Here is a 25,408-nt window from a genome sequence, read left to right on the forward strand (position 1 = left end):
CTCACGAGGGCTGTGGACGCGCTGACCCTTCCGACGACACGCCGAAGGGCGCCCCGCGAACGGGACGCCCTTCGGAACGGAACGGGATTACTTGACGACGAGGCTCACGAGCTTCGGCGCGCGCACGATCGCCTTGACGATCTGCTTGTCGCCGATGAAGCGCAGCACCTTCTCGTCCGCACGGGCGAGAGCCTCGAGCGCCTCCGGCGTGATGTCGGTGGGCACCTGTAGCTGCGAGCGTACCTTGCCACCCACCTGGACGACCGCGGTCACCTCGTCCTCGACGAGGAGCGCGGGCTCGGCGGCGGGCCAATCGACGGCGCTCACGCTCGGCGCGTGCCCCAGGATCTCCCACATCTCTTCCGCGGTGTGCGGGGCGACGAGGTCGAGCACGACGGCGACGGTCTCGACCGCCTCGCGGACCGCCGGATCCGCGGCGCCGGCGCCCGAATCGATCGTCTTGCGGATCGCGTTCACGAGCTCCATGAGGCGGGCGACGACCACGTTGTACTTCGTCTGCTCGACGAGGGCCGGCGCATCGTTCAGGAGGTGGTGCGTGACGCGCCGGAGGGCCTTGTCACCGGCGTCGAAGGAGACGCCGGGCTCCGAGGCGACGTCCTGCGCCGCGCGCAGGGCGCGGGCCAGGAACTTCTTCGCGCCCGCCGTGTGCACGTCGTTCCAGTCCTTGTCGTCCTCCACGGGGCCGGCGAAGGCGAGCGCGACGCGCACGGCGTCGGATCCGTTCTCGTCGAGCTGCTCCGACACCTGTACGAGGTTGCCCTTCGACTTCGACATCTTCGAGCCGTCGAGCAGCACCATTCCCTGGTTGATCAGCGCATCGAACGGCTCGGTGAAGCTCACGTGGCCGAGGTCGTGCAGCACCTTGGTGATGAATCGCGCGTAGAGCAGGTGCAGGATCGCGTGCTCGACACCGCCGATGTAGGTGTCGACCGGGGCCCACTTGTCGGCCTCGGCGGGGTCGAAGGCGAACTGCTCGCTGTTCGGGGAGAGGAAGCGCAGGAAGTACCACGAGCTGTCGACGAAGGTGTCCATCGTGTCGGGGTCGCGCAGGGCCTTCTCGCCCGTCACCGGGTCGACGGTCGTGACCCACTCGGTCGCGCCACCCAGGGGCGAGGTTCCCTTGGGCTTGAGATCGATGTCCTTCGCGACGGGCAGGGTCACGGGCAGCTGCTCGGCCGGCACCTTCTCGATGCGTCCGTCTGCCGTGTGGATCATCGGGATCGGCGTGCCCCAGAAGCGCTGGCGCGAGATCAGCCAATCGCGCAGGCGGTACTGCTTCGACGCCCGACCGGATCCGCTCTCCGACAGGATCTCGATCATGCGCGCGATCGCATCGGCCTTCGGGAGTCCGTTGAGTTCGCCGGAGTTGATGAGCACGCCCTCGCCCGTGAGCGCCTCGCCGGTCTCGGCGGGGTTCGGCAGCTCTTCTCCCTCGGCCGACGTGTCGAGCACGACGCGCACGGGCAGGTCGAACTTCAGGGCGAAGTCGAGGTCGCGCTGGTCGTGCGCGGGCACGGCCATGACGGCGCCGTGACCGTAGTCGGCGAGGACGTAGTCGGCGGCCCAGATCGGCAGCCGTTCGCCGTTAACCGGGTTGATGGCGAAGCGCTCCAGCGGAACGCCGGTCTTCTCGCGATCCGACGACTGGCGTTCGATGTCGGTCTGCTTCTGCGTCTTGTCGAGGTAGTCCTGGAAGCGCATGCGCGTCTCCGGGCTGGCCGTCGCCACGAGTTCGGCCGCCAGGTCGCTGTCGGGGGCGACGACCATGAAGGTCGCCCCGTGAAGCGTGTCGGCACGGGTAGAGAAGACCGTGACCTTCTCGGCGCGCCCCTCGATCTCGAAGTCGATGTCGGCGCCCGTCGAACGGCCGATCCAGTTGCGCTGCATCTGCAGGACCTTGTGCGGCCAGCGCCCCTCGAGCTGGTCGAGGTCGTCCAGCAGGCGGTCGGCGTAGTCGGTGATCTTGAAGTACCACTGCGTGAGCTTCTTCTTGATCACGGTGGCGCCGCAGCGATCGCAGGCGCCGTCGACGACCTGCTCGTTCGCGAGCACCGTTTGGTCGTTGGGGCACCAGTTGACCGGGCTCTCCGTGCGGTAGGCGAGCCCGCGGTCGTACATCTGCTGGAACAGCCACTGGTTCCAGCGGTAGTACTCGGGGTCGGACGTGTGCAGCACGCGCGACCAATCGAAGGACACCCCGTAGCGGCCGAGGCTCTCGCGCTGCTGCGCGATGTTGCCGTAGGTCCACTCGCGCGGGTCGGCGCCGCGCTGAATGGCGGCGTTCTCGGCGGGCAGACCGAACGAGTCCCAGCCGATCGGCTGCAGGACGTTGTGGCCGCGGTGGCGCCAGTATCGGGCGACGATGTCGCTGTAGAGGTAGTTCGACGCGTGGCCCATGTGCATGTCGCCCGAGGGGTACGGGAACATCGCGAGCACGTACTTGCGCGGGCGCGGATCCTCGTCGCCGCCCGCAAGGAAGGTGCCGTTCTCATCCCAGTACGCCTGCCACTTGTTCTGGATGGCGTGGATGTCGGGAGCCTGCTCGGCGGTTTCTTCCGGTGCGATGGATTCTGACACGGTGGATGGGGCCTATCGATCGAAGCTATTCCCTCGGCGCGGGCGCCGAAGACAGGGGATAGTACAGGTTACCGCGAGAGGCATGTCGCACGTCCCGACTAACCTGGAGGGATGGCTGCCCCGCGACGCTCCGGATCCTCTGCAAAGCCCTCGGTGATCCCCCAGCTCGAGTGGCGCGATCCGCGCCCGGCACCGATCGTGCTCGTCGCGGGCCCCGAGGAGGTGTGTGCGGAGCGGGCCATCGCCTCGGTGCGCGCCCAGCTCAAGAACGAGGATCCGTCGCTCGAAGTCACGGACGTCCGTGCGGACGACTACGCAGCCGGGACGCTGTTGGCCGTGACCTCTCCGTCGCTCTTCGGCGAGCCGAGGCTGGTGCGCGTCGCGGGTATCGAGAAGTGCAACGACGCGTTCCTCACCGAGGCGCTGGCCTACATCGAGTCGCCCCAGGACGGTGCGACGGTCCTGCTGCGGCACACGGGCGCGAGCGTGCGAGGCAAGAAGCTGCTCGACGCGATCCGATCCGGCGTGGGCGGGGGAGTCGAGGTGCCGTGCCCGGCGATCAAGAAGGACGCCGAGCGGGTGACGTTCGCGGCGGGGGAGTTCCGCCACGCGCGTCGGAAGATCGACCGGCAGGCGCTCGAGGCCCTCACGCGCGCCTTCACGGGCGACCTCGCCGAGCTCGCGGCAGCGTGCCAGCAGCTGATTCAGGACACGAACGGAACGATCGATCTCGCGACGGTCGAGCGCTACTACGGCGGTCGCGTCGAGATGACCGGCTTCGCGGTCGCGGACATGGCGATCGCCGGTGATCACGGCGGTGCCCTGCTCGCCCTGCGTCACGCGCTCGACTCGGGTGCGGATCCGGTGCCGCTCGTCGCCGCCTTTGCGATGAAGCTGCGCACGATGGCGCGTGTCGCGGGCATGCGCGGCCCGGCTCGTCAGGTCGCGAGGGATCTGGGCATGGCCGACTGGCAGGTCGAGCGCGCCCAGCGCGACCTCGTGGGATGGACCGGCTCGACCCTGGGGATGGCGATCCAGGCCACGGCGCGCGCCGACGCGGAGGTGAAGGGCGCATCGCGCGACCCTGTCTTCGCCGTCGAACGCATGGTCACGGTCGTCGCCACCCGCGCCCCCTTCGGCTCGTAACCCCGCCCGCCCCACGCCCCAAGTCCAAGCCCCCACCGTTCATATGACACNCGTTCATATGACACCTTTCGCTCGTGAGAACGCGCGCACGTGCGCAAAGGTGTCATATGAACGGTGAGGGATGCAGAAAGGGCCCGTCTCCTCGAGAGGAGACGGGCCCTGATGTGCTCAGAGTCAGAGCGCGTGGATCTGCTTCGCCAGGGCGCCCTTGCGGTTCGCGGCCTGGTTCTTGTGGATCACGCCCTTCGACACGGCCTTGTCGAGCTTCTTCGAAGCCTTCGCGAAGGCGGTCTCGGCGGCACCCTTGTCGGCTGCGGCGATCGCACGGCGCGTCGCGCGAACGAGCGTCTTCAGCTCGCTCTTGACGATGCGGTTGCGCTCGCGCGCCTTCTCGTTGGTCTTGTTGCGCTTGATCTGCGACTTGATGTTTGCCACGTTATACAGGCTTTCGTTGAATGCGAATCGGATGTTGTCTCTTGGCGGTAGAGGGGCCGCCGCAAGACGTGTGCGGGTGTGGGAGCCCGCACGCAAGCCAAGAACCAAGCTTAGCAGGTGGGATCCGGATCGGCTGAACACGCCCACCACGCGAAGGCGGGGCCGGCGCCGAAGCGCCGACCCCGCCTAAGAGGGGAAGTGGATTACTTCACCCAGCCGACGTTCTCGACCGGCTGCACGCCGAACATGTCGAGGCCCTGGTAGGGCTCGGGGCTGAGGTTGGCAATGCCCTCCTTGGCGGTGATGATGACCGGGCCGTTGTAGAGCGGCATGATGCCCCACGACTCGCTCATGAGCTCGGCCTCGAGCTTCATCGCGGCGGGGATCTGCTCCTCAGCCGTGGGAAGCGCCTCGACCTGCTCGTGGATCCGCTGGTCGAACGTCTCGTCGGACGTGCCCGAGAGGTTCAGGCCGCTGTCCTGGCAGTAGACCTGGCACATCCACATGACGCCGAACGCGTCCGAGGAGCTGAAGCCCAGGATGATCGTGTCCCAGCTGCCCTCGGTGAGCACCGTCGAGAACTCGCTCGACGGGTGGTTGTCGATGACGAGGTCGATTCCCACCTGCTTCATCATCTGCTGGATCGCGCGGTTGCGGGCCTCACCGGTCGGGTCGTCACCGAAGGTGGTGAAGCTGAAGGTCAGCTTCTCGCCGTCCTTCTCGCGAATTCCGTCGTCGCCGAGCGTCCAGCCGGCCTCCTCGAGGAGCTCGCCAGCGGTCTCGGCGTTGTACTCGTAGCCGGCCTCAGCGAACGAGTCGGAGTAGCCTTCCTGGAACGAGTAGAGGTTGAACGAACCGGCGGGCGGCTCTTCCCAGTCGAGACCCTGGTAGACGATCGCCTTGAGCTGCTCACGATCGATCGACATCATGGCGGCCTTGCGGACATTGATGTCCTGGAGAGGACCGTTGTTCGAGTTGAACTGCAGCAGACCGTTCGAGACGTCCGGCGCCTTGTAGGTCACGACGCCCTCCATGTCGGCGACCTGAGCGAGACGGTCGGCCGTCGTGGTGCCGGTCGAGTCGATCTCGCCCGCCTTGAAGGCGTTGATCGTCGCGGTCGACTCCATGACGCGGAAGGTGCGCTCGTCGAGCATCGGCTCGTCGCCCCACCACTTCTCGTTCGGAACGAAGGTGATGGTGCCCTTGTCGGCATCCCAGGTGCCGATCTTGTAGGGACCAGCGCCCCACTCGGGGTGCGGCGTGTTGAGGAAGGCCTCGTTGAAGGTCTTTGCATCCTTCGCGGCATCCGGGTGGATCACCTGGAAGAACAGCGCGTCGGTCCACGCGAACGTGCCATCGAACGTGACGACGGCGGTCTTGTCGGTGTCACCGGCCTCAACCGACTTGATGTTGCGGTAACCGTCCGTCGTGTTCGGCTGGAAGTCGCCCTCGCCGCTCTGAACCCGCCAGGTCGCTTCGATGGTCTTCCAGTCCATCGGCGTGCCGTCGTTGAACTGCGCCTCGTCCGTGAACGTGATGGTCATGACCGTGTTGCCGTCGACCTCTTCGACAGTGCGGTCCGAAACGTACGCCGGGTGCGGGGTGACGGTGCCGTCGGGTGCCGACAGCAGGATCTGGGGGTTGTACCAGGTCCACAGCGTGGCCCCGTCGACCGTGCTGTCCTGGTGGAGAGCGTTCGACTGCGGCGGGATCTCACCGATGGCGGTGACGTAGGTGCCGCCCTGCTGCAGGTCGGCGCGGTCGACCGGGTTGTTGTCCGGCTCGGCGGCCGCGGGAGCGGCGGGAGCCGCGCTCTCGTTGTTGCCGGCGTTGCCGTTGTTGGCGGCATCGTCGTCGGCGGAGCAGGCCGCCAGGGCGAGGGACGTCGTGGCCAGGATGGCGGCCGCTCCGATCCACTTGGTGTGCTTGTTCATTGGTGTTCCTTTCGCGCTTTTGCGCTTGGGGTGGGATTCGAGGGGGAGACCTACCGGAAGTGGCACGCGTTGGTGTGCACGCCCTCACGCCCGGTGAGCTGTGGTGCTTCGCCCTCGCAGCGGGCCCTGCTCGCCGGATCCAGAGTCTGGTACAGCGGGCAGCGGCTCACGAAGGGACAGCCCGCGATCCTGTCGGTCGGGCTGGGCAGATCCCCGGTGAGCACGATGCGCTCGCGCGTGCGCTCGATGTGGGGATCGGGAACGGGGATCGCCGAGAGCAGCGCCTGCGTGTACGGGTGCTGCGGGTCGTCGAAGACCGCGTCGACGTCACCCAGCTCGACGAACTGACCGAGGTACATCACCGCGACGCGGTCGGCGAGGTGACGCACGACCGAGAGGTCGTGGGCGACGAAGAGGTACGAGATGCCGAGCTTGGCCTTGAGCTCGTCGAGCAGGTTGATAACACCCGCCTGAATCGACACATCGAGCGCAGACACGGGCTCGTCGAGCACGATGAGCTTCGGCTCGGTAGCCAGGGCACGAGCGATGCCGATGCGCTGCCGCTGGCCGCCGGAGAACGCCTGCGGGAATCGGTCGGCGTGCGCGGGGTTGAGGCCGACGAGATTCATCAGCTCGTCCACGCGCTCGTGGGTCTTCGTCTTGTCGACGCCGATGGTGCGCAGCGGCTCCGCGAGGATGTCGAACACCGTCATGCGCGGGTCGAGCGCGCCCATCGGGTCCTGGAACACGATCTGGATGTCGCGGCGAAGCGCGCGCTCCTGGCGACGGTTCCTGATGTCCTTGACGCTCGTGCCGTTGATGACGATGTCGCCGCCTTCGACCTTCGCGAGTTCCATGATCTCGAGGAGCGTCGTCGTCTTGCCCGAGCCCGACTCGCCGACGATGGCGAGCGTCTCGCCCTCACGGATGTCGAAGGAGACGTTCTTGACGGCGTGGACCTCGCCGACCTTGCGCTTCGCGAGCGCACCCTTCAGGAGGGGGAAGGTCTTCGTCAGGTTCTCCACCCGCAGCGTCTCGACGCGCTCCTCGCGCGGCTTCTGGAGCAGCTCACTCTCGGGGATGACCGGCGCGGGGAAGACCGGCGCACCCGCGATCGATCCGTTTCGGATCTCATCGGCGCGGATACACGCGGCGAAGTGCTGATCGCCGCCCTCGGCGACGGGCTCGAGCGGAGGCTCGCCGGCGAGGCACGCCTCGGTGGCGATGGGGCAGCGCGCCGCGAAGGGGCAGGCATCCGGCAGGTTGATCAGCAGGGGCGGGTTGCCCTTGATCGGGACGAGCGGCTCCTTGTCCTTCTTGTCGACGCGGGGGATGGCCCCCAGCAGGCCGACGGAGTACGGCATGCGGGTGTCGTAGAAGAGGTTGTCGACGGGGGCATGCTCGACCGGGCGCCCCGCATACATGACCAGCACGTCGTCGGCGACGTTGGCGACAACGCCCATGTCGTGAGTGATCATGATCACGGCGGCGCCCGTCTCGCGCTGCCCCTTCTTGATGACATCGAGCACCTGGGCCTGAATCGTTACGTCGAGCGCCGTGGTGGGCTCGTCGGCGATGATCAGCTTCGGGTCGTTCGCGAGCGCGATCGCGATGACGACGCGCTGCCGCATTCCACCCGAGAACTCGTGCGGGAATGCCTTCATGCGCACCTCGGCATTCGGAATGCCGACGGTCTTGAGCAGTTCGATGCCGCGTTCCCAAGCCTGCGCCTTCGAGACGCCGCGGTGAGCGGTGATCGCCTCAACGAGCTGGTCGCCGATCGTGAACACGGGCGTCAGCGAGGTCAGCGGATCCTGGAAGATCATCGACAGGCCATTGCCGCGGATCTCGGACATCTGCTTGTCGGTCTTGCCGATCAGTTCGACGCCGTCGAAGACCACCGATCCGCCCACGCGGGCGTTGTCGGCGAGGAGGCCCATGATGGCGAGCGACGTGACCGACTTACCCGAGCCGGACTCACCGACGATGCCGATGGTCTTACCGGGGTGCAGGTCGAAGCTGACGCCGCGCACGGCGTCGACGCGGCCGGCCTCGCTCGCGAAGCTGACGGTGAGGTTCTTGACGGAGAGAATCGGGTCGGTCATGCGCGGCCTCCTGCCGCCGAGTTCGGGTCGAGGGCGTCGCGCAAGCCATCCGCGACAAAGGCCATCGACACCGTGAGAAGCGTGAGGATCGCGCCGGGGAAGAGGAAGATCCACGGAGCGGATGAGATGACATTCGCACCCGTCGCGATCAGGTTTCCGAGAGAGATGTCCGGAATCTGAACACCGAATCCTAGGAACGAAAGGCTCGTCTCGGAGTTGACCGCTCCGACGATCCCGAGGGTGAAGTTGATGATCAGCAGCGAAGCCATGTTCGGAATCATGTGACGCATGACGATCTTGAAGTTGCCGACACCCATGTAGCGTGCGGCCTGCACGTATTCGCTTTCGCGAATGGAGAGCGAGAGGGTCCACACGGTGCGCGCGAGCATCATCCAGCCGATCGCGACGAGCATCACGGCGAGGATGAACCAGTTACCGCCGGATCCGTTCGTCACGAGCGCGACGATGAGGAAGCCGGGGACGGCGAGCATGAAGTGGATGACCCACAGGATGACTCGCTCCCACCAGCCGCCGAGGTAGGCCGCCATCGCGCCGAGCACGGCCGAGATGACCGTCGTTCCGACCGACACGATGAGCGCGATCATGAGTGAGCGGCGCAGCCCCTGCACCGTCATCGCATACACGTCGTTGCCAGCGCCCGTGGTGCCGAACCAGTGCTCCGCGCTCGGCCCCTGGGCGAGCGCGAGGAAGTCGAGCTCGACGTAGTCGTACTTCGCAAAGAGGTTGCCGAACACTGCGAAGAGAACGAGCACCACGAAGATGCCGAGGCCGGCCGCGGCCGGGACGTTGCGGAAGAAGCGGCGCGTGTAGAGGGCACCCTTCGACAGTGGCTTGGACCGCTGGATGTCGGGAATTTCCGTGATCGTCATGTCAGCTCACCCGCACTCGAGGATCAAGGGCCACGACGGCGACATCGGCAAGCAGCGCGCCGATGGCCGTCGTGAGCGCACCGAAAGCAGCAATGGCGACAGTGCCGTGAATGTCGTTCTTGCTGAGGGCAGACACCGTGTACTCGCCGAGGCCGTGCCAGGCGAAGATGACCTCCGAAAGAAACGCGCCGAGGAACACCGTCGGGATCGTGAACGCAACCTGCGTGGCGATCGGGATCAGTGAGGTACGGAGTGCGTGCTTACGGATAGCGCGCTGCTTGGTGAGGCCCTTGGCGCGAGCCGTGCGGACGTAATCGGCACCGATGTTGTCGAGCAGGAGCGCGCGCTGCAGGAAGTGTGTGGACGCATAGCCAACGAGCGACATCGCGAGCGTCGGCAGCACCAGACGGTGCAGCGTATCGAGGACGCCCATAAACCAATTGTCGATCCCGATACCGGATGGGCCCGTCACGTAAAAGATCGTGACGCCCGTCGCCTTGTTCAGCATCACAGCCAGCAGAACGAGGCCGAGTGCCGCGACGATCGGCGGGATGTTCATCGTGATCGTCGACGTGAAGTGACCGATGCGGTCGGCGAGCTTGTACTGACGGTTCGCGGTGTAGACACCGAGCGCGACGCCGGCCACGATGCCGATGACTGTTGCGCCCGTCACAAACTGTGCCGACGTCCACATGCGGAACGACACCTCGTGGTTGACCGAATCGCCGTCAGGCGTCATACCCCAGTTCCAGTGCAACACGATGTTCGTCAGCCACGTCCACCACCGTTCGAGCAGAGGGACCTCTGCGCTCAGATTGCGGGGGCGGAGCAGTGCGTCCACTTCCTCCGGGGACAAGGGCGGGCGCCGACCTACGTAGTTGCTGCGCGGATCCAGGAAGTTCCACGCCAGGAAGTACGTGATGTTGGTCGACACGACGATGATGACCAGCCAGTTGATCAGGCGGCGCGTCAGGTATGAGAACAAGGTGTCAGGTGACTTTCGTGGGGAAGCAACGGTGCTGAGGGGAGACTCTAGCCCGCTTGCTCACGCCTCCGTCGATTGGCTGAGCCATCGACGTAAAAGCGTTATGAATCTTTATCTGCTCGAACGTTTCTGTCGAATATGGCGCCCGTCACTGAGCAATTTGCTCAGCTAAGCGGGACGCATGTCACTCTAGTTTGCACACATTTCGGGGAGATGTCACACAGGTGATGACGATCTGCGGGCGTGTCGTGCGTGCGCACGATGGGCGTGGCCACCAGGAACTTCGCGCCCGCACAGCATAGAATCGCCTGGATATGTCGCCACGTGCCTCCCAGACGCTCGCGCCCGCCGCAACGCCGCCCGAGCGAATTCGTAACTTCTGCATCATTGCTCACATCGATCACGGCAAGTCGACCCTTGCCGACCGCATGCTGCAGTTGACCGGTGTCGTGCCCGATCGCGAGATGCGGGCCCAGTACCTCGACCGTATGGACATCGAGCGCGAGCGCGGTATCACGGTGAAGAGCCAGGCGGTGCGCATCCCCTGGCAGGTCGGAGACGACACCTTTGCGCTGAACATGATCGACACCCCCGGGCACGTCGACTTCAGCTATGAGGTCTCCCGTTCCCTCGCCGCGTGCGAGGGCGCGATCCTCCTCGTCGATGCGGCACAGGGCATCGAGGCGCAGACTCTCGCGAACCTCTATCTGGCGCTCGAGAATGACCTGACGATCATTCCCGTGCTCAACAAGATCGATCTGCCCGCAGCGGACCCGGAGCGCTTCGCGAAGGAACTCGCCGACCTGATCGGCGGCGATCCCGCAGACGTCCTGCGGGTCTCGGGCAAGACGGGCATGGGCGTCGAAGAATTGCTCGACCGCATCGTCGAGCGGATCCCCGCGCCGAAGGGCGACGCAGACGCGCCGGCGCGCGCGATGATCTTCGACTCGGTCTACGACGCCTACCGCGGCGTCGTGACCTACGTGCGCATGATCGACGGCAAGCTCTCGCCGCGTCAGAAGATTCAGATGATGTCGACGAAGGCGACTCACGACCTCCTTGAGATCGGTGTGTCGAGCCCGGAGCCCGAACCGACCAAGGGTCTTGGCGTGGGTGAGGTGGGGTATCTCATCACGGGCGTGAAGGACGTGCGCCAGTCGAAGGTCGGCGACACGGTCACGGATGCGGCGAAGCCCGCGACCGTGGCCCTCGAGGGCTACGTCGAGCCGAAGCCCATGGTGTTCTCTGGTCTGTATCCGATCGACGCCAGCGACTACCCGCTCCTGCGTGACGCGCTCGACAAGCTCAAGCTGTCCGACGCGGCGCTCGTGTACGAGCCGGAGACCTCTGTCGCGCTCGGCTTCGGCTTCCGATGCGGTTTCCTCGGTCTGCTGCACCTCGAGATCATCACCGAGCGCCTCCAGCGCGAGTTCAACCTCGATCTCATCACGACCGCGCCCAGCGTGATCTACGAAGTGACGAGCGAGAACGGCGACACGATCGTCGTGACGAATCCCAGCGAGTACCCCGAGGGAAAGATCGCTTCGGTCTCCGAGCCGGTCGTGCAGACCTCGATCCTGGTGCCGAAGGATTACGTGGGCACGGTCATGGAGCTGTGCCAGTCGCGCCGCGGGGCACTGCTCGGCATGGACTACCTGTCGGAGGAACGCGTCGAGCTGAAGTACACGATGCCGCTCGGCGAGATCGTGTTCGACTTCTTCGACCACCTCAAGAGCCGGACGCAAGGGTATGCGAGCCTCGACTACGAGCCCGCCGGTAGCCAGGAGGCCGACCTCGTCAAGGTCGACATCCTGCTCCAGGGCGAGCGCGTCGACGCATTCAGCGCGATCGTGCATCGCGATGCCGCGTACTCCTACGGGACGATGATGGCCGAACGCCTGCGCAAGCTGATCCCTCGTCAGCAGTTCGAGGTGCCGATCCAGGCGGCCATCGGCGCGCGCGTGATCGCCCGTGAGACGATCCGCGCGATCCGGAAGGACGTCCTCGCCAAGTGCTACGGCGGTGACATCAGCCGAAAGCGCAAGCTGCTCGAGAAGCAGAAGGAAGGCAAGAAGCGCATGAAGATGGTGGGGCGCGTCGAAGTGCCGCAGAATGCCTTCATCGCCGCGCTCTCCGGCGACGTCGAGTCTTCAGGCAAGAAGTAACCGACCCGAGTTAGGGTGATCATCATGCGCAGGGCGACCTTCCGTGATCAGACGGTCGACTATGCGGCAGTGGGGGCCTCGCAGACCCCCGACCTGCTGCAGTACCCGCCGGAGGGCTCGCTCCCGGCGGTCGATACGTGGCGAATCGGGAGCGGCGAAGAACGCTTCCGAAAGGCGAGTGACGACCTGCTGTCGTGGCGCGTCGTCACGGGCGCGGGCTTTGAGATCACCGACGTCCGACCCCCGCGCGACGCGGCCTACACGGGCGTGAGCTTCGCGGCCGATGGTACGCCGAAAGCGCCGGCCAGCCACGACGAAGAGCCGCGAGTGTCCGACGAGGGCCTGCCCTTCGTCACGCCGGGCGCCACCGCCCATCTCGCGAACGCCAAGCGCGGACACCGCGCGAACGCCGACTACCGTGTGATCTTCGTGACGGAGGATCCGCGTCGCACCGCCTTCGCGATCGGAACCGTCGATGCGACGATCGTGAGCGGTGAGATTCTGCTGGCGGTCGAGTGGCGCGACAACGACGAGGTGTGGTTCGAGGTCCGGGCGTTCGACGTGCCGGTGGCCTGGCCGTACCGCCTGTTCAAGGGCCTCGTGAAGCGCCGGCGCAAGCGCATCAACACCGCCTATCTGCGCGCGATCTCCCCCTTGTTCGCCTGATGGCCGGCGCGCTGCCGCTCGGCGATCCCGCACCCACCGACGGACGCCTCGGCGTGTCCGCCGACCCGGGCACCGACTTCGGGGTCTACCTGCACGTGCCGTTCTGCCGCGTGCGCTGCGGGTACTGCGACTTCAATACCTATACGGCGACGGAGCTGCGCGGGGCGCGACAGGATCAGTACGCCGACACGCTCCTGCACGAGATCGGCCTCTCGCGCCGGGTGCTCGAAGAGGCCGGCCCGCTGCGGCCCGCCCGCACGGTCTTCTTCGGCGGCGGCACGCCCACGCTCCTGCCCGCCGGCGACCTGGCGCGCATGCTCGACGGAGTGAGAGACGCGTTCAGCCTCGCGCTCGATGCGGAGATCACCGTCGAAGCGAATCCCGACACCGTCACCGATGCCGTCGTCGAACGGCTCGCATCGGCGGGGGTGAACCGGCTCTCGATCGGGATGCAGTCGTCCGTGCCGCACGTGCTCGCCGCCCTCGATCGCAGCCACAGCCCCGAGAACGTCTCGCTCGCGGTCGCGGCCGCGAAGCGGGCGGGCCTCGACGTGAGCGTCGACCTGATCTACGGCGCGCCGGGGGAGAGCCTCGACGACTGGCGGCACTCGCTCGAGACCGCGCTGTCGCTGGAGCCGGATCACATCTCGGCATACGCCCTCATCATCGAGGAGGGCACGAAGCTCGCCCGGCAGATCTCGCGGGGCGAGGTAGCGGCGCCCGATGACGATCTGCAGGCAGACATGTACGAGCTCGCCGACGCGCTTCTCGCCGGTGGCGGGTACGAGTGGTACGAGGTGTCCAACTGGTCTCGCGGAGAGGCCCACCGCTCGCGCCACAACCTGTCGTATTGGCGCGGCTTCGACTGGTGGGGCTATGGACCGGGCGCGCACAGCCATGTCGCCGGTCTGCGCTGGTGGAATGTGAAGCACCCCGCTGCGTACGCGCAGCGGCTGGCGCTGGGCGAATCACCGGCGGCAGGCCGAGAGACGCCCGATGCGGACGCCCGCGCGCTGGAGCGCGTGCTGCTCGAAACGCGGATCCGTGAGGGCATGGCGATCTCGGAGCTGCCGAGCGCTGCCGCGCGTACCGCGATCGCGGGCCTCGTCGCCGACGGGCTCGTCGACGGATCCGCGGCGATCCGCGGGCGGATCGTGCTGACGCTTCGCGGCCGCCTGCTCGCCGACGCGGTCGTCCGCTCCCTCACAGTCTGAGCGTCCTTCCGGCTCCGAACGGGTAACATTGGCACTCGACATGTGAGAGTGCCAGGATGGAGGGAGACGGCATGGTCAGCGATAGGCGCCTGCAGGTGCTCCGAGCCATCGTCACCGACTTCGTCGACACCCACGAGCCGGTCGGCTCGAAGGCCATCGTCGAGCGCCATGCCTTCGGGGTCTCGGCGGCGACGATTCGCAACGACATGGCGATCCTCGAAGAAGAGGATCTGATTGCGCAGACCCACACCTCGTCCGGACGCGTGCCGACGGACAAGGGCTACCGGGCATTCGTCAACCACCTGGCGGATGTCCGCCCCCTCTCCGCCGCGCAGCGCTCCGCGATCGAAACCTTCCTGCGCGACCCCGCGGATCTCGACGACCTGCTCAGCCGCACGGTGCGCCTGCTCACGCAGTTGACGGGCCAGGTGGCGCTCGTGCAGTATCCGTCGTTCTCGCGCGCGACCGTGACGCACGTGCAGCTCGTGCGGCTCGACGCCCGCCGCGCCCTCGTGATCATGGTCACCGACACGGGCAGGGTGTCGCAGAGCATCGCGTTGCTCCCACCCGAGGCGGCGACGACGGATCTCGACATCGCGCTCGCGCTCCTTCAGCCTCTCGTCGTCAGTCACCCCGTCCGGGTCGCGGCCGAGCGCATTCAGGCCGCGCGGGGTTCCGCGGCGCCCGCGGATCCGGCGTTCTCGGCGATCGCCGCGGCGATCGCGGACGACCTCGAGGAGTTCCGTCAGAACCGGCTCGTGATGGCGGGATCCGCGACGCTCGCGCAGCGGACCAGCGACTTTCGCGGGAGCATCCACCCGCTCCTCGAGGCGATCGAGGAACAGGTCACGCTGCTCAAGCTGATGAGCGAGATGGCCGATGACGACGAAGGGCTGGCGACGAGCATCGGCCGCGAGAACGACGCGTTCGGGCTCGGCGAGGCATCGATCGTGACGAGTACCTACGACGCGACCGTCAGTCGCGCCCGCGTCGGCCTGATGGGGCCGACCCGCATGGACTACCCGCGCAATCTCGCGGCGGCTCGGGCCGTCGCGCGCTACCTGACGCGGGTTCTAGAAGAAGACGAGAGCCGCTGAACGCGGCATCCCCCTCATCGCGGGCATTCCCCGCGGAAAGGTGAGAAGTGGCAGACCACTACGACGTGCTCGGAGTCTCGCGCGAGGCATCGGACGACGAGATCAAGAAGGCGTACCGCAAGCTTGCGCGCAAGCTGCACCCCGACGTGAATCCGTCGCCGGAGGCCGCGGAGGAGTTCAAGAACGTCACCCACGCCTATGACGTGCTGAGCGACCCCGAGCAGCGCCGCCGTTACGACATGGGCGGCGATGACGCCATGGGCGGCTTCGGAGGCGCGGGCTTTGGCGGCTTCGGGGACGTCTTCGAGGCGTTCTTCGGTGCGGCCGGTGGGGCGTCCCGTGCCGGGCGCCCGCGGTCGCGGCGCGAGCGCGGCGACGACGCTCTCGTCCGCCTGACGCTGGGGCTCGGCGACGTCGTGTTCGGGACCCATCGCGACGTCGAGATCGACACCGCGGTGCTCTGCGACACCTGTCAGGGCACCTGCTGTCAGCCGGGGACGGAGCCGACCCGGTGCGACGTGTGCGGCGGATCCGGACACGTGCAGCGACAGGTGCGCAGCCTGCTCGGCAACGTCGTCACGCAGCAGCTCTGCGGATCCTGCCAGGGTTACGGCACCCGTATCGAGCACCCCTGCGCCGCCTGCAGCGGCCAGGGCCGGGTGCGCTCGCGCCGCACGGTGGGTCTCGACATCCCGGCGGGCGTCGAGACGGGCCTGCGGCTGCAGCTCGCCGGATCCGGCGAGGTCGGTCCCGCGGGTGGCCCCAACGGTGACCTTTACGTCGAGATCCACGTCGACACGCACCCGGTCTTCAGCCGGGACGGCGACGACCTGCTCGCGACCCTCGAAGTGTCGATGACGGACGCGATCCTCGGCACCTCCACGTCGATCGACGGGCTCGACGGCGCGGTCGACCTCGAGGTCCGCGCCGGCGTGCAGTCGGGCGACGTCCTCAAGATCGACGGCCGGGGCATCACCGGTCTGCGAACGAAGAAGCGCGGCGACCTGCGCATTTCGGTGCAGGTCGTCACGCCCACGAAGGTCGACCACAAGACCCGCAAGCTCGTCGAGGAGCTCGCCCAGCGCACAAAGGCCCCGGATCCGCGACTCGCCGAGCACCAGCAGGGCTTCTTCTCGAGGTTCCGCGACAAGTTCGGCCGCTGATCGTGGCGCTGCACTTCGTCGTCGATGACGCGTCGGGCGACGCGATCGAGCTGACCGGCTCGGAGGCGCACCACGCGTCGGCTGTTCGCCGCGTGCGCGTGGGCGAGGAGGTGACGGTCACGGACGGCCGAGGCGCGTGGCTGACGGGATCGGTCGCCTCGGCCGACCCCAAGCGGGTTTCGATTTCCGTGGAATCGCGCGCGTTCGTCGAGGCGCCCGCGCGGCGGATCCTGCTCGCGCAGGCGCTGGCGAAGGGTGACCGCGACGAGCTCGCGGTGCAGGCGGCGACGGAGCTCGACATCGATGGGATCATCCCTTGGCAGGCGGCGCGGAGCGTATCGCGCTGGTCGGGCCCGAAGGCGTCGAAGGGGCAGGCCCGCTGGCAGACGATCGTGCGCGAGGCCGCCAAGCAGGCGCACCGCGCCTGGATCCCGATCGTTTCTCCGGTTGCCTCGACCTCCGACCTCGTCGCGCTCGCGCCCGACGCGAGGATCGTCGTGCTCGATCCCTGGACCGACAATCGCGTCGCGGATCTTGACTGGTCGGGGGAGCAGGACGTGATTCTCGTCGTCGGCCCGGAGGGCGGTATCGCCCCGGAAGAGCTCGCGGCGTTCGGCGAGGCCAGCGCCGTGCGTGCCCGCCTCGGTCAGAGTGTGCTGCGCACCTCGACGGCCGGTCCGGCCGCGCTCGCGCTGCTGAACCAGGCCATCGGGCGCTGGTGACCCCGGCCTGAGCTCGCGCCCGCGGAACACGCGAGCCCGCCGGCGTGCACGGGATAGCGTTTCTTTATGGCCCAGGACGGTATGCACATGACGCGCGGCGTGACGCTTCAACAGTTGCGGTACTTCGTCGAGGTCGCGGTCGAGGGTTCCATCAGCGCGGCGGCCGACCTGCTCTACGTGTCGCAACCGACGGTGTCCGCGGCGCTGAAGGAACTTGAGAATCGGACCGGCCGCGCGCTGCTGGTGCGCTCCGCCCGGGGAGCGACGCTCACCGAGGAGGGCGTCGAGTTCCTCGGATACGCGCGTCAGGTGATCGAACAGGCCGAGCTACTCGAGCAGAAGTACCTCGGTCGAGCGCCGTCGCGGCGCCTGCTCGCGGTCTCGACCCAGCACTATTCCTTCGTCGTCGACGCGTTCGTGCGAATGGTGAGGGCGACCGACGCCGACGAGTACGCGTTCAGCCTGCGCGAGACCCGCACGTGGGACATCATCGAGGACGTGCGCACAATGCGCAGCGAGCTCGGCGTGCTGTACCGCAACGACTTCAACAGCAAGGTCATCGACAAGCTGCTCCGCGAATCCGGGCTCGTCTTCACGCCCCTGTTCCGCGCGGATCCGCACATCTTCGTCGCGCGGACGAACCCGCTCGCCGGCCGGGAGCGCGTGACGCTCGAGGACCTCGCGGAGCTGCCGCGCCTGACGTTCGACCAGGGTTCGAACAACTCCTTCTATTTCGCGGAGGAGATCCTCTCGACGCGAACCGTGAAGCAGGACATCCGCGTGAGCGATCGCGCGACGATCTTCAACCTCATGATCGGACTCGGCGGATACACGATCTCGACGGGACTGATCTCCGGAGAGATGGATCCGTCGATCGTCGCGGTGCCGCTCGACGTCGACGAGCGCATCGAGATCGGGTGGATCAGTCACGCGGTCGCGTCGCTGACCGCGCAGGCGCAGCGCTTTGTCGACGAGATGCGCGGAGTTGTCGAGGGATACGGAGTCTCGCTCCTCACATAGTTTCCTTCTATGACGACACATCATGAGCGCATATGAGGCTATAGCTCGGCGTTGTTCATACACTGAGGACGATGCACCCCACGTTCAGGCTCACGACGACGCGTTTCGATGAGGACTACACCCCGTCCGCCGATACGCGCACCACCACCAACTTCGCGAATCTGGCGCGAGGTGAGAGCCGTCAACAGAACCTGCGTAACGCGATCGCGATGATCAACAATCGGTTCAACGACCTCGTGCGCTGGGACAACCCGACGGGCGACCGTTACGCCATCGACCTCGACATCGTCTCGGTCGACCTGCACCTGCGGGAGGCGTTTCCCGTCATCGAGGTGTTGAACGTGTCGATCCGAGACCTGTCGACCGGCTCCGTGACCCCGGGCATCGTCGGCAACAATTTCTCCTCGTACATCCGCGACTACGACTTCAGCGTGACGCTGCCGAACGGCATGCCGGATGACTTCGGCGTGCTGCACGGGCGCATCTTCCAGCGATTCCTCGAGTCCGATGCGTACCGGTCGCGGTTCGCGCAGGATCCGGTGATTTGCATCAGCGTGTCGACATCGCGCACCTACGAGCGCACCCAGAACGAGCACCCCGTGCTCGGGGTCGAGTACGTGCAGCCCGAGGGATCCTTGACGGACCTCTACTTCGGCAAGATGGGGCTGTCGGTGCGGTACTTCATGCCGCCGGGCTCCGTCGCACCGCTGGCGTTCTATCACCGCGGCGACCTTCTCAACGATTACACGCCGCTGCAGCTCGCGGGCACGGTCGCGACGATGGAGACCTTCCAGAAGATCTACCGCCCCGAGATCTACAACGCCAACTCGGTGGCGCCTGCGATCTACCGCCCGAGCCTCGAGCACTCCGACTTCTCCGTTCCGAAGGTCGACTACGACCGAGACGAACGCGCCCGCCTCGGCAAGGAGCAGGGCGCCTACGCAGATGAGTACCTGATGAGGCCGTACGGCACGATTCTCGAGGAATGGACGACACGATGACACTGCCCCTCCTTCCCACATCGACGGTCGGAAGCCTCCCGAAGCCGTCGTGGCTGTCCGAGCCCGAGAAGCTTTGGTCGCCATGGCGCCTGGAGGGTGACGAGCGGCGCGAGGGCAAGCTGGATGCGCTGGCACTCGCGGCCGACGAGCAGCGCCGGGCTGGGCTCGACATCATCAGCGACGGTGAGCAGACCCGCCAGCATTTCGTGACGACCTTCGTCGAGCACCTGGATGGTGTCGACTTCGAGCGTCGCGAGACGGTGCGGATCCGCGACCGCTACGACGCGAGCGTGCCGACGGTCGCGGGCGAGGTGAGCCTCGACGGATCCGTGTTCGCCGCCGACGCCGCCCAGCTGCGCGCCGTTACGGATCGCCCGATCAAGTGGGCGCTTCCCGGGCCGATGACGATGATCGACACGCTGTACGACGCGCACTACGGCAGCCGGGAGAAGCTCGCGTGGGAGTTCGCGGGGATCCTGAATCAAGAGGCGCGGGCGCTCGAGGCGGCCGGCGTCGACATCATTCAGTTCGACGAGCCGGCATTCAACGTATTCTTCGACGATGTGCGCGAGTGGGGCATCGCGGCGCTGGAGCGAGCGACCGCTGGGCTCGCGGCGCAGACCGCCGTGCACATCTGCTACGGCTACGGCATCAAGGCGAACACCGATTGGAAGGCAACGCTCGGGTCGGAGTGGCGTCAGTACGAGCAGACCTTCCCGCTGCTGCAGGCATCGTCGATCGACATTGTTTCGCTCGAGCGTCACAACTCGAACGTGCCCGTCGAACTGCTCGGGCTGTTGCGCGGGAAGAAGGTGATGGTCGGAGCGATCGATGTCGCCACCGATCGGATCGAGACCGCTGACGAGGTGGCAGCCACGTTGCGCGGCGCGTTGTCGTTCGTCGACGCGGACAAGCTGATTCCGAGCACCAACTGCGGGATGGCTCCGCTGTCGCGCCGCATCGCGGGGGAGAAGATGCGGGCGCTGGTGGCGGGCACCGAGCTCGTGCGGGGCGAGCTAGCCTGAGCGTCGGTGGCGAGACCGAACTCATTGCGTCGGAGTTGTGCCGGGATCGCGTCACGCGGCCCGGTCGGCGTGCCCAGAGCTGGCGGGTCAGGGGTTTCGCCTGAGCGACGGCCGCTCCAATACCGTGTTATCCCAGACCCATGTCGCGCGTTCGGCCGGGCGCGCCTCGTCGAAGTAGATCCGCTGGCCGCCGACGTAGCGTCGGTTCGCGGCTGATTCCGGATCCTGATTCACGCGGCCCGGAAAGCGTGCGTTTCCTCGCGGCACAGTCACCTCGAAGGGTGCATCGACCCAGACGACAGCGTCCCACACGTCGGCGAGCTCGGGCCGCTGGAGGAAGATGCCGTCGACGAGCACGATGGCCGCCGCGGGAACGTCTCTCGGCATCGGCGTCACCGGCTCGTCCGCCGCGACGTCGCACACCGCGGGGCGAATGGGCGTCCCATCCTGGACCGGACGGACGACATTCTCACGAAACGCGTCGTAGCGGTACGAGCCGTGATAGAACCCCTCAGGTCCGTTCCCCGCGGCGAGGCGCTCGTGCCTCGGTCGGTGAAAGCCGTCGATGCTGACACTCACGATGGGTCGCCCCTGCTCCGCCTCACTGAGCTCGACGAGCTCACGCGCGAGATGTGATTTGCCCATCCCGTCCACGCCGTCGAGGGCGATCAGGACTCGCTCACCCGGGCGGACGATCTCGAACTCACCGAGGAGGTGCGCTAGGGTGGCGATGCGGCGCGTCGGTGGGTGCATGTGCACACAGTAGCGGCGACGCGCGGAAACGTTGCCCCGTTCGAGGTTGGATAACGTACACAGATCACGGCATCGAGCGATACGTGAAGAACGTGTACGCGGTTCTCCTCGCACGCGGGATCCGCGGCACGTTCGTCTATGTGTGCGATGACGCGCTGCGGAGCCATTTGCGCGAGTTGCTTCCCTCAGCTGAATGAGCGGGGAGCATTCGTCCGGCCTCAACCCGCCCACGACTAGACTTGACTCCATGAGTGAGCCGACCGTCTTCACGCGCATCCTGAACGGCGAGATCCCCGGTGAGATCGTGGCGCAGACCGAGCGGGTCTTCGCGATCACCGACATTGCGCCACAGGCGCCGCTGCACGTGCTCGTGATCCCCAAGACCGAGCAGTATATGAACGTCGCCGAGCTGGCGGCGGGGGATCCGTCGCTGCTGGCCGAGGTCATCGAGGTGGCGAACGGCGTCGCGGCCGAGAAGGCCGACGGCGAATTCCGACTTATTTTCAACACGGGAGCGGGCGCGGGTCAGACCGTGTTCCACGTGCACGCGCACGTTCTCGCAGGCGACCTTGAGGAGAAGAGCCTCGTTGGCTGACGACTCTGCCACTACCACCGTTACCCTCACCGTCGACGGCGTCGCGATGGTGCACCTCCTCGGCCCGCAGGACAAGCTCCTGCGCATGGTCGAGAAGGAGCACCCCGACGTCGACGTTCATGTGCGCGGCAACGAGATTACTCTCACGGGCTCGGAGGAGCACGTCGCCGCGGCGCGCGTCCTCGTCGACGAACTCGTGACGCTCACGCGCGACGGGATTGCGGCCGCGCCCGAGGACGTGGAGGTCTCCAGTCGCGCGCTGCGCAACGGATCCGCCCCCGCTGAGGCCATCCTGACCACGCGGGGCAAGGTGATCCGCCCCAAGACCGACGGTCAGCGCGAATACGTCGATTCGATCGACGAGAACACTATCGTCTTCGGCATCGGTCCGGCCGGAACCGGCAAGACCTACCTCGCGATGGCGAAGGCCGTGCAGGCACTGCAGCGCCGCGAGGTCAGCCGCATCATTCTCACGCGTCCCGCCGTCGAGGCGGGGGAGCGGCTCGGCTTCCTGCCGGGCAGTCTCACCGACAAGATCGACCCGTACCTGCGGCCGCTCTACGACGCGCTCAACGAGATGATGGACCCAGAGGTCGTGCCCAAGCTCATGGCGAGCGGCACCATTGAGGTCGCCCCGCTTGCCTACATGCGCGGCCGCACGCTCAACGACTCCTTCGTCATTCTCGACGAGGCGCAGAACACGACGCCCGAGCAGATGAAGATGTTCCTCACCCGCCTCGGCTTCGGCACGCGCATGATCGTGACGGGCGACATCACTCAGGTCGATCTGCCGGGCGGCACGAGCGGGCTGCGCGTCGTGAACCGGATCCTCAAAGACGTCGACGACATCCACTTCGCCTACCTCACGAGCGACGACGTCGTGCGCCACAGCCTCGTCGGTAAGATCGTCGACGCGTACAGCGCTTTCGACGAGCAGCGCACGGCTCGCCGAGCAGAGCTCGAGGAGGCGCGCGAGTTTGCCAACCGGGCCGAGCGTCGACGAGGAATGACCTCGCGCGAGCCCAACCGAAAGCGGGGACGCGCATGATCGACATCAACAACGAGTCCGGCGTGGAGGTCGACCTCGAGCTCGTGCTGCGCATGGCGGAGCACCACCTCGGGGCGCTGTTTGTGAGCGGCGATGCGGATCTCGCGATCCTCATGGTCGACGAGCCGGCGATGGAACAGCTGCACATCGAGTGGATGGACGAGCCCGGACCGACGGACGTGCTCAGCTTCCCCATGGACGAGCTGCGCCCCGGCACGGCCGACAAGCCCACGCCTCCCGGGTTGCTCGGTGACATCGTCGTGTGCCCGCAGGTTGCCGAGCAGCAGGCGGAGACGGCCGGCCACTCGCTGATGGACGAGATCTGCCTGCTCACGACCCACGGCATGCTGCACGTGCTCGGCTATGACCACGCGCTTCCCGAGGAGGAACGGCGCATGTTCGGCCTTCAGCGCGAACTGCTCGTCGCGTTCGCGGCCGAGGAACGGCGGCGTCGACGGGCATGACCGAGGCACTCCTACTCGGCGGGGTCGTCGTACTCCTCCTTCTCTCGGCCTTCATGACCGCACTCGACGCGGCACTCGCCGTGACCAGCTCCGCGGATCTCGTCGACCTCGCCTCCGAGGGGCACAGCCCGCGGGCCCTCGCGCACATTTCGCGCGATCGGGATCCGCACGAGGCGTCCCTCGTCTTTACCCGCGTGCTCCTGGAAGTGGGGTCCGTGGTTCTCGCGGCCGCCGCGTTCCAGGAACTGGTCGGCGGCCTCTGGTGGGGCGTTCTGATCACCGTCGTCGTGCTGACGATCGCGATCTTCGTGATCGTGCAGACCGTGCCGGCGATCCTCGGCCGGCGATACGCCGAGCGGATCCTCGGATTCGGCGCCCCCATCATCCGGGCCGCGAAGATCGTGTTCGGCGTCGTCGCCCAGCCGATCGGCCTCGCCCTTGGGCGTGTCATCCCCGGCGGACGCCACCGCGGATTCGAGTCCGAAGACCAGTTGCTGTCGATCGTCGACGAGGCGGCCGACAACGACCTCATCGAAGATGACGACCGCGAGCTGATCCACTCGGTGTTCGACTTCACCGACCAAATCGTGCGCACCGTGATGGTGCCGCGCACCGAGATGGTGTCGATCGACTCGCGTGTCGTCGCCTCCGAGGCCGTGGACATCTTCCTCACGAGCGGATTCTCGCGCCTTCCCGTGATTGACGGCGACGTTGACGACGTCGTCGGAGTGTTGTATCTCAAGGATCTCGTGCAGCACGCGTTCCGCGAGACGCCGGGATGGCGCACGGCCCACGTGGGTGCGTACGCGCGGCCGGCCGTCTTCGTGCCGGAGCAGATGCGTGCCGAGAGTCTGCTGCAGCAGATGAAGCGCGACCAGGTGCACGTCTGTCTCGTCGTCGACGAGTACGGCGGAATTGCGGGCATCGTCACCCTCGAGGACCTGCTCGAAGAGCTCGTCGGCGAGATCGATGACGAGTACGACTCGCGCACGAACGAGGTCGTCGAGCTCGCGCCCGGAAGCTACCGCGTGAGCGCCGGCCTCGGCGCCGATGAGGTGGGCGAGTTGTTCGGCATCGATATCGAGGACGAGGACGTCGATTCGATCGGCGGTCTCATGTCGAAGCACCTCGGCCACATGCCGCAACCCGGCGAGATGGTCGAAGCCGAGGGGCTCGTCCTCACCGGCGGGACCTCTCGCGGACGCGGTCGCGGGATCGCGACGGTGTTCGTCGAGCGATCGGCAGCGCTCCGTCAGGTCGACGACGTTCTCGGACGCCATCCGCGTACCGGCGACATCGATGTTCTCTCCCCGAATGAGTCCGACGCGAAGAACACCAAGCGCGGCAAGAATGGAACCCATGACTGACACCCAGCGCAGCGGCTTCGTCACCTTCGTCGGCCGTCCGAACGTCGGAAAGTCGACGCTGATGAACGCGCTCGTCGGCGAGAAGATCGCCATCACGAGCGAGAAGCCGCAAACCACCCGGCGAGCGATCCGAGGGATCATGAACCGCCCGGGCGGGCAGCTCGTCGTCGTCGATACGCCCGGCGTGCACCGCCCCCGCACCCTGCTCGGCCAGCGCCTCAACGACCTCGTGGAGACCGTCCTCGGCGACGTCGACGTGATCGCCTTCTGCGTCCCCGCGAACGAGAAGGTCGGCCCGGGAGACCGCCGCATCGCCGCATCGCTCGACGGCTACGCCCGTGCCAAGAAGATCGCGATCGTCACGAAGACCGACACCGCCGAGCGCGACGAGACCGTCGAACGCCTCATGGAGGTCGATTCGCTGCGCGACGATTGGGCGGCCGTGATCCCGCTGTCCAGCGAAACCGGCGACCAGCTCGAGGTGTTGGCCGACGAGGTGCTCGCGCTCATGCCCGAGGGCCCGGCGCTGTATCCGGATGACATCACGACCGACGAGTCTCTCGAAGACCGCATCGCCGAGATCATCCGGGAGTCGGCCCTGAGCGACGTGCGTGACGAACTCCCGCACTCGATCGCCGTGCAGATCGAAGACATCGCCGCCCGCGAGGGACGGGACGACCTCACCGACGTGTGGGCAAACGTCATCGTCGAGCGCGACAGCCAGAAGGCCATCATCATCGGCCACAGGGGATCCCGCCTGAGGGAGGTCGGTGCCCGCGCCCGCGCCCAGATCGAGCCGCTCGTCGGGACGAAGGTGTTCCTCTCCCTGCACGTGCGCGTCGCGAAGGAATGGCAGCGCGACCCGAAGCACCTCGGCCGCCTCGGCTTCTGAGCATTCTGCTCAATCGATCTGCCCGTCCCGCGCCTGGGGCGGGCAGATCGCGTGTTAGGGTGACAGAGTGCGTCAGGGGCTGTTCCTTCTTCTTCTCTGCCGCGGCGAGACCTCGTAAGTCAG

At 66.8% G+C, this 25,408-nt stretch carries 23 protein-coding genes; 16 read left to right on the plus strand and 7 right to left on the minus strand.

Translation table 11 applies throughout. The annotated features are described in order from the left end of the window. Positions 1 to 87: 87 nt before the first annotated feature. Positions 88 to 2,598 (minus strand): leucine--tRNA ligase, encoded by a 2,511-nt coding sequence (leuS, locus tag IEX05_RS02630; protein WP_229661080.1) that lies wholly within the window; start codon positions 2,596 to 2,598, stop codon positions 88 to 90. A 111-nt stretch (positions 2,599 to 2,709) separates the two neighbouring features. On the opposite strand from leuS, the gene holA reads away from it, so the two are divergent. Next, on the plus strand, positions 2,710 to 3,744 hold the full coding sequence (gene holA, locus IEX05_RS02635) for a DNA polymerase III subunit delta (RefSeq protein ID WP_188699816.1): 1,035 nt from the start codon (positions 2,710 to 2,712) through the stop codon (positions 3,742 to 3,744). Positions 3,745 to 3,918: 174 nt separating this feature from the next. Here holA and rpsT read toward each other — a convergent pair whose 3' ends face one another. From rpsT to IEX05_RS02660, 5 genes are all read right to left on the minus strand, one after another. Then, positions 3,919 to 4,179 carry a 30S ribosomal protein S20 gene (gene rpsT / locus IEX05_RS02640; RefSeq protein WP_188699817.1) on the minus strand — a complete coding sequence of 87 codons (261 nt, stop codon included), beginning with the start codon at positions 4,177 to 4,179 and terminating at the stop codon, positions 3,919 to 3,921. Between the two features lie 203 nt (positions 4,180 to 4,382). Continuing rightward, a complete protein-coding gene (locus IEX05_RS02645; RefSeq protein ID WP_188699818.1) occupies positions 4,383 to 6,113 on the minus strand; it encodes an ABC transporter family substrate-binding protein in 1,731 nt (576 codons plus the stop codon). 50 nt (positions 6,114 to 6,163) lie between these two features. Then, positions 6,164 to 8,218: an ABC transporter ATP-binding protein gene (locus IEX05_RS02650; RefSeq protein WP_188699819.1), complete on the minus strand. Its 2,055-nt coding sequence runs from the start codon at positions 8,216 to 8,218 to the stop codon at positions 6,164 to 6,166. Beyond that, on the minus strand, positions 8,215 to 9,108 hold the full coding sequence (locus IEX05_RS02655) for an ABC transporter permease (protein WP_188699820.1): 894 nt from the start codon (positions 9,106 to 9,108) through the stop codon (positions 8,215 to 8,217). Before IEX05_RS02655 ends, IEX05_RS02650 begins: the two co-directional genes overlap by 4 nt. 1 nt (position 9,109) lies before the next feature. After that, a complete protein-coding gene (locus tag IEX05_RS02660) occupies positions 9,110 to 10,093 on the minus strand; it encodes an ABC transporter permease (RefSeq protein WP_188699821.1) in 984 nt (327 codons plus the stop codon). Positions 10,094 to 10,407: 314 nt separating this feature from the next. Here IEX05_RS02660 and lepA point away from each other — a divergent pair, with 314 nt between their 5' ends. From lepA to IEX05_RS02705, 9 genes are all read left to right on the plus strand, one after another. Continuing rightward, on the plus strand, positions 10,408 to 12,258 hold the full coding sequence (lepA, locus tag IEX05_RS02665) for a translation elongation factor 4 (protein ID WP_188699822.1): 1,851 nt from the start codon (positions 10,408 to 10,410) through the stop codon (positions 12,256 to 12,258). A gap of 24 nt (positions 12,259 to 12,282) precedes the next feature. Then, a complete protein-coding gene (locus IEX05_RS02670; RefSeq protein ID WP_188699823.1) occupies positions 12,283 to 12,924 on the plus strand; it encodes a DUF1990 domain-containing protein in 642 nt (213 codons plus the stop codon). Beyond that, on the plus strand, positions 12,924 to 14,138 hold the full coding sequence (gene hemW, locus IEX05_RS02675; RefSeq protein ID WP_188699824.1) for a radical SAM family heme chaperone HemW: 1,215 nt from the start codon (positions 12,924 to 12,926) through the stop codon (positions 14,136 to 14,138). The genes IEX05_RS02670 and hemW overlap by 1 nt, the downstream gene beginning before the upstream one ends. Positions 14,139 to 14,209: 71 nt before the next feature. Continuing rightward, the gene (gene hrcA, locus IEX05_RS02680) at positions 14,210 to 15,235 is read left to right on the plus strand and encodes a heat-inducible transcriptional repressor HrcA (RefSeq protein WP_188699825.1); all 1,026 of its coding nucleotides are present in this window, start codon (positions 14,210 to 14,212) and stop codon (positions 15,233 to 15,235) included. A 47-nt stretch (positions 15,236 to 15,282) separates the two neighbouring features. Beyond that, entirely contained in the window at positions 15,283 to 16,398 is a 1,116-nt protein-coding gene (gene dnaJ, locus IEX05_RS02685) for a molecular chaperone DnaJ (RefSeq protein WP_188699826.1), read from the plus strand. A 2-nt stretch (positions 16,399 to 16,400) separates the two neighbouring features. Beyond that, positions 16,401 to 17,120, plus strand: a complete 720-nt coding sequence (locus IEX05_RS02690) for a 16S rRNA (uracil(1498)-N(3))-methyltransferase (RefSeq protein WP_188699827.1) — start codon at positions 16,401 to 16,403, stop codon at positions 17,118 to 17,120. 66 nt (positions 17,121 to 17,186) lie between these two features. Further along, complete coding sequence (locus IEX05_RS02695; RefSeq protein WP_188699828.1) at positions 17,187 to 18,140, plus strand: LysR family transcriptional regulator; 954 nt, start codon at positions 17,187 to 17,189, stop codon at positions 18,138 to 18,140. 71 nt (positions 18,141 to 18,211) lie between these two features. Next, the gene (locus IEX05_RS02700) at positions 18,212 to 19,141 is read left to right on the plus strand and encodes a putative oxygenase MesX (RefSeq protein ID WP_188699829.1); all 930 of its coding nucleotides are present in this window, start codon (positions 18,212 to 18,214) and stop codon (positions 19,139 to 19,141) included. Next, positions 19,138 to 20,166 carry a methionine synthase gene (locus tag IEX05_RS02705; protein WP_188699830.1) on the plus strand — a complete coding sequence of 343 codons (1,029 nt, stop codon included), beginning with the start codon at positions 19,138 to 19,140 and terminating at the stop codon, positions 20,164 to 20,166. Before IEX05_RS02700 ends, IEX05_RS02705 begins: the two co-directional genes overlap by 4 nt. An 87-nt stretch (positions 20,167 to 20,253) precedes the next feature. Here the strand turns inward: IEX05_RS02705 and IEX05_RS02710 are convergent, their stop codons facing one another. Beyond that, positions 20,254 to 20,919 carry a nucleoside/nucleotide kinase family protein gene (locus IEX05_RS02710; protein ID WP_188699831.1) on the minus strand — a complete coding sequence of 222 codons (666 nt, stop codon included), beginning with the start codon at positions 20,917 to 20,919 and terminating at the stop codon, positions 20,254 to 20,256. On the opposite strand from IEX05_RS02710, the gene IEX05_RS15405 reads away from it, so the two are divergent. Genes IEX05_RS15405 through era form a run of 6 tightly spaced genes read left to right on the plus strand, consistent with a single transcriptional unit; the run spans position 20,910 to position 25,285 of the window. Next, the gene (locus tag IEX05_RS15405) at positions 20,910 to 21,116 is read left to right on the plus strand and encodes a DNA/RNA helicase domain-containing protein (RefSeq protein WP_268237854.1); all 207 of its coding nucleotides are present in this window, start codon (positions 20,910 to 20,912) and stop codon (positions 21,114 to 21,116) included. The two genes, IEX05_RS02710 and IEX05_RS15405, sit on opposite strands and share 10 nt — an antisense overlap. 50 nt (positions 21,117 to 21,166) lie before the next feature. Next, positions 21,167 to 21,514, plus strand: coding sequence for an HIT domain-containing protein (locus IEX05_RS02715; RefSeq protein ID WP_188699832.1), 348 nt, complete (start codon positions 21,167 to 21,169; stop codon positions 21,512 to 21,514). Positions 21,515 to 21,560: 46 nt separating this feature from the next. Further along, a complete protein-coding gene (locus IEX05_RS02720; protein WP_188699884.1) occupies positions 21,561 to 22,562 on the plus strand; it encodes a PhoH family protein in 1,002 nt (333 codons plus the stop codon). After that, complete coding sequence (ybeY, locus tag IEX05_RS02725) at positions 22,559 to 23,026, plus strand: rRNA maturation RNase YbeY (RefSeq protein ID WP_188699833.1); 468 nt, start codon at positions 22,559 to 22,561, stop codon at positions 23,024 to 23,026. The genes IEX05_RS02720 and ybeY overlap by 4 nt, the downstream gene beginning before the upstream one ends. Then, the gene (locus tag IEX05_RS02730; RefSeq protein WP_188699834.1) at positions 23,023 to 24,393 is read left to right on the plus strand and encodes a hemolysin family protein; all 1,371 of its coding nucleotides are present in this window, start codon (positions 23,023 to 23,025) and stop codon (positions 24,391 to 24,393) included. The genes ybeY and IEX05_RS02730 overlap by 4 nt, the downstream gene beginning before the upstream one ends. After that, positions 24,386 to 25,285: a GTPase Era gene (era, locus tag IEX05_RS02735; RefSeq protein WP_188699835.1), complete on the plus strand. Its 900-nt coding sequence runs from the start codon at positions 24,386 to 24,388 to the stop codon at positions 25,283 to 25,285. The genes IEX05_RS02730 and era overlap by 8 nt, the downstream gene beginning before the upstream one ends. Positions 25,286 to 25,408: the final 123 nt, after the last annotated feature.

This window comes from Microbacterium nanhaiense, assembly GCF_014646015.1.
In the GTDB taxonomy this organism is placed as follows: Bacteria; Actinomycetota; Actinomycetes; order Actinomycetales; family Microbacteriaceae; genus Microbacterium; species Microbacterium nanhaiense.